Here is a 10,726-nt window from a genome sequence, read left to right on the forward strand (position 1 = left end):
GACGGACTGGATCAGCGGGATTCGTTCATGGGGATGCGGACGCCGCGTTCCTTGGCGACGTCGAGGGCGCGGTTGTAGCCGGCGTCGACGTGGCGGATGACGCCCATGCCGGGGTCGTTGGTGAGGAGGCGTTCGAGTTTTTGTGCGGCGAGGTCGGTGCCGTCGGCGACGGAGACCTGGCCGGCGTGGATGGAGCGGCCGATGCCTACGCCTCCGCCGTGGTGGATGGAGACCCAGGTGGCTCCGGAGGAGGTGTTGATCAGGGCGTTGAGCAGGGGCCAGTCGGCGATGGCGTCGGAGCCGTCGGCCATGGCTTCGGTTTCGCGGTACGGGGAGGCGACGGAGCCGGAGTCCAGGTGGTCGCGGCCGATCACGATGGGTGCCTTGACCTTGCCGTCGGCGACGAGCTGGTTGAAGAGCAGGCCGGCCTTGGCGCGTTCGCCGTAGCCCAGCCAGCAGATCCGGGCCGGCAGGCCCTCGAACTCGACGCGTTCGCCGGCGGCGTCGATCCAGCGGTGCAGGTGCTTGTTCTCCGGGAACAGTTCCTTGATGGCCGCATCGGTGACGGCGATGTCCTCGGGGTCACCGGAGAGGGCGACCCAGCGGAACGGGCCCAGGCCCTCGCAGAACAGGGGCCGGATGTAGGCCGGGACGAAGCCGGGGAACTCGAACGCGCGGCTGTAGCCGCCCTTGCGGGCCTCGTCGCGGATCGAGTTGCCGTAGTCGAACACCTCGGCGCCGGCGTCCTGGAACTCCACCATGGCCTGGACGTGGCGGGCCATCGATGCCTGGGCCTTCTTGGTGAACCCTTCCGGGTCGGCCGCGGCCTCGCGCTGCCACTCATCCACCGAGATGCCCTCCGGCAGGTAGGACAGGGGGTCGTGGGCGGAGGTCTGGTCGGTGACGATGTCGATGCTCAGCTCGCCGGCCTTGTGGCGGCGCAGCAGTTCCGGGAACACCTCGGCGGCGTTGCCGACGTAGCCGACGGACCAGCCGCGCCGCTCTTCCTTGGCGGCCAGGACCTTGGCGATCGCGGCGTCGAGGTCGGTTTCGACTTCGTCCAGGTAGCGCTTGCCGGCGCGGCGGCGCAGGCGGGTCTCGTCGACGTCTACGATCAGGCAGGCGCCCTCGTTCAGGGTCACGGCCAGCGGCTGGGCGCCGCCCATGCCGCCGCAGCCGCCGGTCAGGGTCAGGGTCCCGGCCAGTGTGCCGTCCGCGTCCCCGGTGAGCTTGCGGGCGATCGCGGCGAACGTCTCGAACGTGCCCTGCAGGATGCCCTGGGTGCCGATGTAAATCCAGGACCCGGCCGTCATCTGCCCGTACATCATCAGGCCCTCGGCCTCGAGCCGGCGGAACTCGGGCCAGGTGGCCCAGTCACCGACGAGGTTGGAGTTGGCCAGCAGCACACGCGGCGCCCACTCATTGGTGCGGAAAACGCCCACCGGCTTGCCCGACTGGACCAGCAGGGTCTCGTCCTTCTCCATGGTCTCCAGGGTCCGGGTGATCGCATCGAACGCAGCCCACGAGCGCACCGCCCGGCCGGTCCCGCCGTAGACCACCAGGTCATCCGGGCGTTCGGCCACCTCCGGGTCAAGGTTGTTCATCAGCATGCGCAGCGGCGCCTCGGTCTGCCAGGACCTGGCCGTAAGCTCGGTGCCGCGGGCTGCTCTGACCGGACGGGCACCGGTAGTGAAATCGGCTGTCATTTGCGTACTCCTAATTCGGGCGCGGCCTAGGCCAGGTTCTTGGACTTGAGCCAGTCCTTGGCGATCTCTCCGACGTCCTCGAACTTCGCAGTGCGGCCGTTCATCTCGATCAGGTCTTCGGTGGTGAGTGCGGCCGAGACCTTGTCCAGGACCTCCTTGACCGTGTCCGTGGACTTCTTCTTGTTGATGACCGGGACGATGTTCTCGGAAAGGAACAGGTTCTTGTCGTCCTCCAGCGCAACCAGGTTGTTGGCTGCCAGCGCCGGGTCGGTGCTGAAGAGGTCGGCCACCTGTACCTGGCCGGAAAGGAGGGCGTTCAGCGTCAGCGGACCGCCGGCGTCGAGCGCCGAGAATTCCTTGAATTCCAGACCGTAGACGGACTTCAGACCGGCAACACCGTTAACGCGCGTCTTCCACTCCGGCGGCCCGCCCAGGACGAGCTCCTTGGCCGCAGGCTTGAGGTCGCTGATGGACTTGAGGTTGTACTTGTCGGCCGTCTCCTTCTTTACCGCCAGCACGTCCTTGTCCTGTGCCTTGGATGCCGTCAACTGGGTCAGTCCGGCAGGAATCTTGGCGCCCAGTTCCTCGGTGACTTCCTCGGAGGTTACTGCCTTGGTTTTCGAGTCAAGGTACTGCAGGAGCGCTCCGCCGTATTCGGGCATGAGGTCGATGGAGCCGTCCTTGAGGGCCGGAATCGTCACCTCGCGGCTGCCGATACTGGGCTTTTCCGTGACCTGGACACCCTTGGCCCTGAGGGCCTCGGCGTAGATCTTGGCGATCAGTTGGCTTTCGGGGAAGTCTGCGGAGCCGACGATGATGCTGTCGGCGGAACCTGCAGCCTGGGAGTTGTTGGAGGTGCTCATGGGGTCTCCGCCGCAGGCGCTCAGGGCGATGGCGGCAGCCGTGGCAATGGTGATGCCGGTCAGGAATTTTTTCATGTCAATACTCTCTGGCGATGGACTGTACGGGGCGTGCAGTAGTCAGGTGCGGGGCGCCCGGGGGGCTGGTGGAGAGGGGGAGCTAGAGCGCGACGGGGGTTTTGACGGTCTCGGCAGTAACGGGCGTCACGGCGGTTTTGACCGCGCGCCGGGTTAGCCCGGGTGAGACGACCCGTCGGGTAATGAAGGCGAGCAGCTGGTCGAAGAACAGGGCCAGCAGGGCCACGAGGACGGCGCCGGCAACCATTTGGCTGTAATCGTTCTGCGCCTTGCCGTCGATGAGCAGCCGGCCGAGGCCGCCGAGCGAAATGTACGCCGCGATCGTGGCAGTCGAGATGATCTGCAGCAAGGCGCTGCGGACACCGGACAGCATCAGCGGAAGCGCGCAGGGGAGTTGGACGTCCGTGAGGATCTTCATGGTGCGGAAGCCCATGCCCTTCGCCGCGTCGACGGCTGCGGCATCCACTGCGCGGACGCCGGCGTAGGTGTTGGTGAGGATCGGCGGCACGGCGAGCAGCACCAGGACGATGAGGCTCGGCACGATATAGCCCATCTTGGAGGGGAAAGCGGGGGAGATCAGCAGGACGAGCAGGATGAGAAGCCCCACACTGGGGAGGGCTCGGAGGGCGTTGGCGAGTCCGGCAATCAGGAAGACGCCCTTGCCGGTTACGCCAATATAGATGCCGAGCGGTACAGCGATGACGGCGGAGATACCAAGCGCGATCAGCGAGTAGAGCAGATGCTCGCCGATCAGGTTGGGGATGCCGTCCGCGCCGGTCCAGTGTGCGGGGTCGAACAAGTAGTTCACGATGCCACCACCTTGGGGGTCCACGGTGTCAGCCACCGGTTGAGAAGAATGATCAGCCCGTCCAGGATCATGGCCAGGACCACGCAGAGGACGATGCCGGCGATGATCGGAGTGAAGAACCGCAGCTGGAAGCCCTGTGTGAAGAGGGAACCGAGCTGGGGTATGCCCAGCAGCGCGGCCACGGATACCAGGCTGACGTTGGACACGGCTGCCACGCGTAGACCGGCGCTGATCACCGGGACGCCCACGGGGAGTTCCACTTTAAGGAGGCTCTGGTAGCTGCGGTAGCCCATCGCCTTCGCCGCCTGGATGGTGTCTTCCGGAACGGAATCCAGGGCGTCGGCCACGACGCGGACCAGCAGGGCCACTGTGTAGATGGTCAGCGCGGCCACGATATTGAGCGGGTCCAGGATCTTGGTGCCAAGGACCAGGGGCAGCAGCACGAACAACGCCAGCGACGGGACGGTGTACAGAAGGCCGGCTACGCCCACCAGAAGGGGGTAGATCCGGCGGCTGCGGTGTGCCCACCAGCCCAAGGGCAAGGCAATCAGCAGGCCAAGGACGAGCGGGGTAACGGCAAGCAGGACATGCCAGCCGAACAGGAACACGATGTTGTCGAACTGGCGGCCCAGCCATTCAAGGTTCATCGTGCAGTCTCCAGATGGGGTTCAGCTTCAATGGCCTTGATGACGTCGGTGGCGGTTACCGTGCCGATGAGCTCGCCCTGGTCGTTGACGACGACGCCGCGGCGGCTGGGTGAGGACAGTGCGGCGTCGAGCAACTGGCGCATGGTGCCGGACGACGACGCTGAGGTGCCGCTGAGGTTAAGGTGCTCCCGCCTGAGCTCTGCGCCGACCAGGTCCGGCTGGGCCCAGCCGAGCGGCTTCTTGCCGCCGTCCACGACCAGGACCCACGCTCCCGTGGCTTTGGCCTGTGTCTCGGCGGCGGAGGCCCCGAGCTGCACGACGGGTTCTTCGCTGACGGAGACAGCTTCGGCCGCGTTGGCGAAGCCGAGGGACCGGTATCCGCGGTCTCGGCCAACGAAGTCGGCCACGAATTCATCGGCCGGGGCGGTCAGGAGTTCTGAGGGGGAAGCCATCTGGGCGAGTTTTCCGCCGACGCGCATCACAGCCACCTGGTCCCCAAGCTTGAGGGCCTCATCAATGTCGTGCGTGACCATGATGATGGTCTTGCCGATTTCGCGCTGCAAGCGGAGGAACTCGTCCTGGAGCTGTGCACGGACCACTGGGTCCACCGCGCTGAACGGCTCGTCCATCAGCATGAAGGCGGGATCCGATGCCAGCGCGCGGGCAACTCCGACACGCTGCTGCTGTCCGCCCGAGAGCTGCCAGGGGTAGCGGTTGGCGAAGTTCGCCGGCAGGCCAACGCGCTCCATGAGTTCCAGTGCCTTGGTGCGGGCCTCTTGCCGGCTTGCGCCGAGCAGGACGGGCATGGTTGCGACGTTATCCACAATCGTGCGATGCGGGAACAGGCCTGCGTGCTGGATGACGTACCCGATCCGGCGGCGAAGCAACGCTGCATCCATGCCGGAAGTTGGCTGGTCGTCAAGGTAGATGGTTCCGCTGGTTGGTTCGATCAGGCGGTTGATCATTCGCAGGGAGGTGGTCTTGCCACAGCCGGAAGGACCAACCAGGATTGTCAGCTTCCCGGTGGGCGCTTCCAGGTTCAGCCCATCGACGGCAACAGTTCCGTCGGGATAAGCCTTTGTCACGTTTTCAAACTTGATCATTTCTCTTCCATGCTTTCTTAGGCCACTTCATGGTTTTCGGAGGGTTCAGTGAGGACGTTGCCGGCCACCCTCAGCAGTTCCCCGCCAATTTTCAGAGCCTTCGTCTCGTCCAGCCGGTAGCTGGGGGCCACGATGCTCAGGGCGGCTACAGTGCGGCCGCCGATCACAATCGGTGCGGCGATGGCTGTGATGTCGTCTTCGACTCCGCTGCGGACGATTGCGAAGCCGCGCTCGGGCTGCTCTCCCGTCAGCACCTGCCCTGCGGCAGAGCCTTCCAAGGGAATGCTTCGGCCCACCCAGCTGGTGTGACGGATCGAATGCGTGCCTTCAACTATCGCTATATAGATCCCTGTGTCACCGGGTCCGGGGATGCTCAGGTAGCAGGATTCGCCTGTTTCGGCCACCAGCTTCTTCATATGCGGCGTGCAGAGACCCACCAGGGATTCATGGCTCAGTGCCAGGGCTCCGAGCTGGATGACGCTTGCTCCGGGGCGAAAGTTTCCCCCCGGGTCCCGCGAGACGAAACCGCTGCCTTCAAGGGTTCGCAGGAGGCGGAGGGCCGTGCTCGCCGACAAGTCCACCACCCTTGCTGCATCGCTCAGGCTGATAGCACCGTCAGTGCAGACCGCGCTCAGCAGGGCCAGGGCCCTTTCGACCGTCCGGGTTGAAGAATCTGCCGCCACTGCCTGTCCCGCTTTCAGGTGGTCCGAATCACATTGTCTTGCCATCAAGTAAAAACCCTTTTTCAATGCATGGCAATAGGACGAGAAAGATTACGCCGCAGCTTTAGCCGTCCGGGAGGGTTCACCTGTCCTGAAAACACGCCGTTTCGGCGGCGCGTCGGCTTGATGGCGGCCCATGGCAGCGTCCCTAAAGGCTTGTCATCCAATGAAATGTGGTTTTTACTTGGTGGCAGCGGAAATCAATCGGAGGTTCATGTGGAAACCGTCACGCAACTGCTTCACTCCATCCAGGACGTCGGCCGGGATGACGTTCGCGGAGGATATTCCCGCGCCGTCTACTCCACCGCCGAACTGGACCTGAGGAGCTGGTTCGTTGATCAGGCCCAACGGCGGGGCCTCGACGTCGAAACCGACCGCAACGGAATCATCTGGGCATGGTGGGGAAAACCCCAGGAGGGTGCCCTGGTCACCGGAAGCCACCTTGACTCCGTTCCCGGCGGAGGAGCCTTCGACGGTCCGCTCGGCGTCGCCTCCGCACTGGCCGCCGTCGACATACTCAAGAACCGCGGAAGGACTCCGGACCGGTCCCTGGCCATCACTGTCTTCCCCGAAGAGGAAGGCTCCCGCTTCGGGGTGGCGTGCCTGGGGTCCCGGCTCCTTACCGGAGCAATTGACGTGGATAAGGCACTGAACCTACGAGACGCGGATGGGAACACCTTCGCAGATACCGCCCGCTCCAACGGTCTGGATCCCCGGCACATCGGTCCCGATCCCGAAAGCCTGGCGCGGATCGGCCAGTTCGTTGAACTCCACGTGGAACAGGGCAAGGGCCTGGGCGCGCACGGGCCGGGCATCGCCGTCGGGAGTTCCATCCTCGGGCACGGGCGCTGGAAGCTAAGCGTCCACGGACAGGGCAACCATGCCGGAACTACCCTCATGGCCGACCGCTCTGATCCCATGGTTGCTGCGGCGCAAATCATCGTGGCCGTTCGGGACGCCGCCGCCGGCCAGCCCGATGCGCGGGCGACCGTCGGCCGCCTGACACCGGTACCCGGGGGAACCAACGTCATTGCCTCGCGCGTGGACATGTGGCTGGATGCCCGCCACCCCGATGACGCCGTCACCGCGCGGCTCATCGAATCCATCTACGCGGCTGCCCAGGACATCGCTGCCGCGGAAGGATGCTCTGTGTTCCTCACTGAGGAGTCCTATAGTGACACCGTGCATTTCGACCCTCCACTGAGCCGGCAGATCGGCGATATCCTCCCGGGGGTGCCCGTGCTGGCAACCGGGGCGGGTCACGATGCCGGGGTGCTGGCCGGTTACGTGCCGTCCGCCATGCTCTTTGTGCGCAATCCCAGCGGAATATCGCATTCGCCAGAAGAGTATGTCGCCGATGAGGACGCCGACGCCGGTGCTGTCGCCCTCGCCGAGGTCCTGGGCGGCCTGCTGTGAAAGGCTTCTGGTGCGAAGCGGCGCTGATCGAGGAAAACGGCAGACCCGTCGTCGCCACCGGCGTCCGGCTGGAAACGCATGACGGCCGGATTTCCGGCCTGAGTTCCGGCGTCAATGCCGAACCGGGCGACCAAGTGCTGGACGGCATGGTCTTCCCCGCGGCCGCCAATGCCCATTCCCACGCCTTCCACAGAATCCTGCGTGGCCGCACCCATGACGGGCGGGGCGATTTCTGGGTCTGGCGGGAGCAGATGTACCGCAGCGCCGGCGAACTGACCCCGGAAAAGTACGAAAAGCTCGCCACCGCCGTCTTCGTGGAAATGGTGGCGACCGGCTTCAGCAGCGTGGCCGAGTTCCATTACGTCCACCACCAGCCGGGCGGCCACCCGTATCCGGAGCGGCATGGGATGGAACTGGCTCTGGCCCGGGCAGCAATGGCGTCCGGCATCAGGCTGACCTTGCTGGACACCCTCTACCTGGCCGGAGGAATCGGGGCCGGCGGTGGCGGCACACCGCTCAGCGCAGAGCAGGCCCGGTTCGGTGACACAGATGCCCACGCCTGGCTGGACAGGCTCAGCTCACTTCGAACCGAAGTGACGCGCGCCTTTCCCCGGGAAATGGTGAGCGTGGGAGCGGCATTGCACTCGGTGCGGGGCGTTCCCGAGCAGGACCTCAAGATTGTCGCCGAACACCTCCCTGTCGACATTCCCCTTCACATCCACCTCAGCGAACAGCCGGCGGAGAATGCTGCCTGCCAACAGGCGTACGGGGTCACTCCGGCGGGCCTGCTGGCCCGGCACGGCCTGCTCACACGGCGCCTGTCCGCCGTCCATGCAACGCACCTCACACCGGAGGACATCCGGCTGCTGGGCGAGGCGGGTGCCACAGTAGTGATGTGTCCCAGTACCGAGGCCGATCTGGCAGACGGAATCGGACCTGCCCGGTCATTGTCCGACGCCGGAGCCACCATTGCGCTCGGAACGGATCAGCACGCCGTGATCGACCCCTGGACCGAGATGCGTGCCCTGGAGCATGGCGAACGGCTTAACTCCGGCCAGCGCGGAAGATTCACGCCACGCGAACTGCTGGCCGCCGCCACACAAGGAGCGGCCGCCTCCATGGCCACGCCGGTCATGCCGGCCGCCCTCCGGCCCGGCGCCGTGTGTGACCTGATGGCCGTGGCACCTGATTCGGTCCGCACCGCAGGATCGGCGGCGCCGCAGTTCGTGTTCAGCGCCACGGCGAGCGACGTTACCGACGTCGTCATAGCCGGTGAACTGGTGGCGTCGAACGGCATCCACAGGCGCCTGGGGAAGCCCGGGAACCTCCTTACGGAGGCCCTGAAGGAGTTTTCCTAAAAAGTCGGAGACAGGGGCGGATGCGCCACAATTCCGAGAGGAGATCCGTGGCTCGTATCGATAGCCGACGACGGCGGGAGGTACCCGCCGTCGTCGGCTGTTCTGTTAGACGGTGGCCGGGTAGGCCTTGACGCGCTGTTCAACCACGAGGTGGATGAGGGCGAAGACGCCGTCTTCGTCAATGGCGGCAAGGGCCGCAGCGAGGGCGGCTGGAATGTCCTTGTCCTCGGTGACTGTGACGCCAAAACCGCCAAAGGCCCTGGCCATCAGACCGAAGTCGGGGTTCTTCAGTTGGGTGCCGGAAACCCGGTCCGGGTAGTGGCGCTCCTGGTGGGTGCGGATGGTGCCGTACTCCTGGTTGTCCATGACGATGACCAGCGGGGTGGCGCCGTACTGGGCTGCGGTGGCCAGTTCCTGCCCGTTCATGAGGAACTCCCCGTCCCCGGCGATGGTCACCACCCGGCGCTGCGGTTCTGCCAGGGATGCCGCGATGGCCGACGGGATGGAGTAGCCCATGGAGCCGTTGCGGGCACTGATCATGGAGGCATAGCGGCGGGTGGGGAAGTATCGGTGCGCCCAGTTGGTATGTTCGCCAGCGCCGAACGTCACCACCGCGTCCTCCGGCAGCCCGGGAACCAGGTTTGCCATCATGGTGTCCATCTTTGCCCTGCCGGCAGACGGAGTCGACGCCGGAAGCGCGGCAAAGGACTCCTGCTCGGCCCTCATCCGGCCCGTCCATGCCTTCCATTCCTCCTTTGCCGGCAGGTCGATTTCCGCCAGGTCGCGGACAAAGGCCTCCGGTTTCGCGAGGATCTGCCGGGAAACCGGACCTGAACGGCCGCGCAGTGCGGGGTCGCTGGTGACCAGGAAGTTCTGCTTGCTCCAGTCCTGCCGGCAGACGAATCCGTCCGTAATCACGTCTCCCGGCACGGTGCCAACAAATACCAGGAGGTCGGTTTCGTCGAGCAAGTCATAGGTGGGGCGCGGACGGCCGTACCCGATGGGGCCGACATAGGACGGGGAATCAAAGGAAACGGTTCCCTGGGTGCGCCACTCCGCAGCAGCGGGTATCTGGTGCCGTTCGAGCCAGGCGGTCAGCTGGTCCGCCGCCGACTGGGTCCAGTCGTTGCCGCCGGTCACAAAGAGCGGCTTGCTGGACGCGGCAAGAGCAGCCTTGAGAGCCTCCGCGTCCCGGCTGCTCATTCCGCCGGCCGCGACGGGGATCGGCGGGTGCAGTTCCGGTTTGACCTTCTGCCGGAGGATGTCCTCGGGCAGCCCCACCACTACCGGGCCGGGACGTCCGCTCATGGCGGCGAACATTGCCTCGGCGACGATCTCGGATGCCCGCTCCGCGTGGTCAAGGACCATGACCCGTTTGGCGCCGGTGTCGAACCAGGCTTTGATGTCGAACTCCTGGAACGCTTCGCGGTCCCGGTGTGCGAATGGGATCAAGCCAACGAACAGGATCACCGGCGTCGAATCCTGCCATGCCGTGTGCAGCCCGACGTGCGCGTTCGCGGCACCGGGCCCGCGGGTGACCATGGCGACTCCCGGCAGCTGGTTCATTTTGCCGTCTGCCTCGGCCATGTAGGCAGCCCCGCCCTCGTGCCGGCACACGATGGTCTCGATGTCCGAATTGTGCAGCCCGTCCAGCACGTCGAGGAAGCTTTCACCGGGAACGACATAGGTGCGCGCCACGCCGTGGGCGGCCAGCGAGTCTACGATCACGTGGCCGGCCGATTTCAGGGCCGGGCCGTGCGGTTGAGTTGCGGCATCGGACGGGACCTGTTGGGGCTTCGGTTCTTGGGGCCGACCATCGGAGGAGCGGTTGTCGGATGCGGTCAAGGTGGACTGGGACTCTGTTGTCATGTGCTTTCTTTGTCTGGCTGCGGTCTGGGTTTGTGATGATGCAGGTCTTATTTGATGGGTGTCGGGTTGGCGATGACGGGGGACATGCCGGTGAAGCCTTCGCGGGCTTCGGCGATTTCGTGGATGCGTTTGCGGCAGGCGTACCAGCCGGCCACCATG

Annotated in this window: 9 protein-coding genes; 2 read left to right on the forward strand and 7 right to left on the reverse strand. The window is 65.4% G+C overall.

What is annotated here, in order from left to right:
* Positions 1–11: 11 nt before the first annotated feature.
* The 6 genes from ACFVTE_RS21530 to ACFVTE_RS21555 all read right to left on the reverse strand — a co-directional run bounded on the left by ACFVTE_RS21530 (position 12) and on the right by ACFVTE_RS21555 (position 5,885).
* Entirely contained in the window at positions 12–1,706 is a 1,695-nt protein-coding gene (locus ACFVTE_RS21530) for a urocanate hydratase (RefSeq protein ID WP_387104119.1), read from the reverse strand.
* A gap of 26 nt (positions 1,707–1,732) precedes the next feature.
* On the reverse strand, positions 1,733–2,644 hold the full coding sequence (locus tag ACFVTE_RS21535) for an ABC transporter substrate-binding protein (RefSeq protein WP_387104120.1): 912 nt from the start codon (positions 2,642–2,644) through the stop codon (positions 1,733–1,735).
* An 82-nt stretch (positions 2,645–2,726) separates the two neighbouring features.
* Positions 2,727–3,452, reverse strand: coding sequence for an ABC transporter permease (locus tag ACFVTE_RS21540; RefSeq protein ID WP_387104122.1), 726 nt, complete (start codon positions 3,450–3,452; stop codon positions 2,727–2,729).
* Positions 3,449–4,099, reverse strand: coding sequence for an ABC transporter permease (locus ACFVTE_RS21545; RefSeq protein WP_387104125.1), 651 nt, complete (start codon positions 4,097–4,099; stop codon positions 3,449–3,451). Before ACFVTE_RS21545 ends, ACFVTE_RS21540 begins: the two co-directional genes overlap by 4 nt.
* Positions 4,096–5,202: an ABC transporter ATP-binding protein gene (locus tag ACFVTE_RS21550; protein WP_387104127.1), complete on the reverse strand. Its 1,107-nt coding sequence runs from the start codon at positions 5,200–5,202 to the stop codon at positions 4,096–4,098. Before ACFVTE_RS21550 ends, ACFVTE_RS21545 begins: the two co-directional genes overlap by 4 nt.
* Positions 5,203–5,219: 17 nt before the next feature.
* Positions 5,220–5,885 carry an IclR family transcriptional regulator gene (locus ACFVTE_RS21555; protein WP_387104129.1) on the reverse strand — a complete coding sequence of 222 codons (666 nt, stop codon included), beginning with the start codon at positions 5,883–5,885 and terminating at the stop codon, positions 5,220–5,222.
* A 255-nt stretch (positions 5,886–6,140) separates the two neighbouring features.
* Between ACFVTE_RS21555 and ACFVTE_RS21560 the strand changes: the two genes are divergently transcribed.
* Both ACFVTE_RS21560 and ACFVTE_RS21565 read left to right on the forward strand, forming a co-directional pair.
* Positions 6,141–7,340 (forward strand): allantoate amidohydrolase, encoded by a 1,200-nt coding sequence (locus tag ACFVTE_RS21560; protein WP_387104131.1) that lies wholly within the window; start codon positions 6,141–6,143, stop codon positions 7,338–7,340.
* Entirely contained in the window at positions 7,337–8,698 is a 1,362-nt protein-coding gene (locus ACFVTE_RS21565) for a formimidoylglutamate deiminase (RefSeq protein WP_387104132.1), read from the forward strand. Before ACFVTE_RS21560 ends, ACFVTE_RS21565 begins: the two co-directional genes overlap by 4 nt.
* Positions 8,699–8,803: 105 nt before the next feature.
* Here the strand turns inward: ACFVTE_RS21565 and ACFVTE_RS21570 are convergent, their stop codons facing one another.
* On the reverse strand, positions 8,804–10,567 hold the full coding sequence (locus ACFVTE_RS21570; protein ID WP_387104134.1) for a thiamine pyrophosphate-dependent enzyme: 1,764 nt from the start codon (positions 10,565–10,567) through the stop codon (positions 8,804–8,806).
* Positions 10,568–10,726: the final 159 nt, after the last annotated feature.

The sequence above is a fragment of the Arthrobacter sp. NPDC058097 genome (assembly GCF_042884885.1).
Lineage (GTDB): Bacteria > Actinomycetota > Actinomycetes > Actinomycetales > Micrococcaceae > Arthrobacter.

Coding starts and splice junctions, on each gene's coding strand:
- ACFVTE_RS21530 (WP_387104119.1), bottom strand. CDS start 1,706: ATGACAGCCGATTTCACTACCGGTGCCCGTCCGGTCAGAGCAGCCCGC.
- ACFVTE_RS21535 (WP_387104120.1), bottom strand. CDS start 2,644: ATGAAAAAATTCCTGACCGGCATCACCATTGCCACGGCTGCCGCCATC.
- ACFVTE_RS21545 (WP_387104125.1), bottom strand. CDS start 4,099: ATGAACCTTGAATGGCTGGGCCGCCAGTTCGACAACATCGTGTTCCTG.
- ACFVTE_RS21550 (WP_387104127.1), bottom strand. CDS start 5,202: ATGATCAAGTTTGAAAACGTGACAAAGGCTTATCCCGACGGAACTGTT.
- ACFVTE_RS21570 (WP_387104134.1), bottom strand. CDS start 10,567: ATGACAACAGAGTCCCAGTCCACCTTGACCGCATCCGACAACCGCTCC.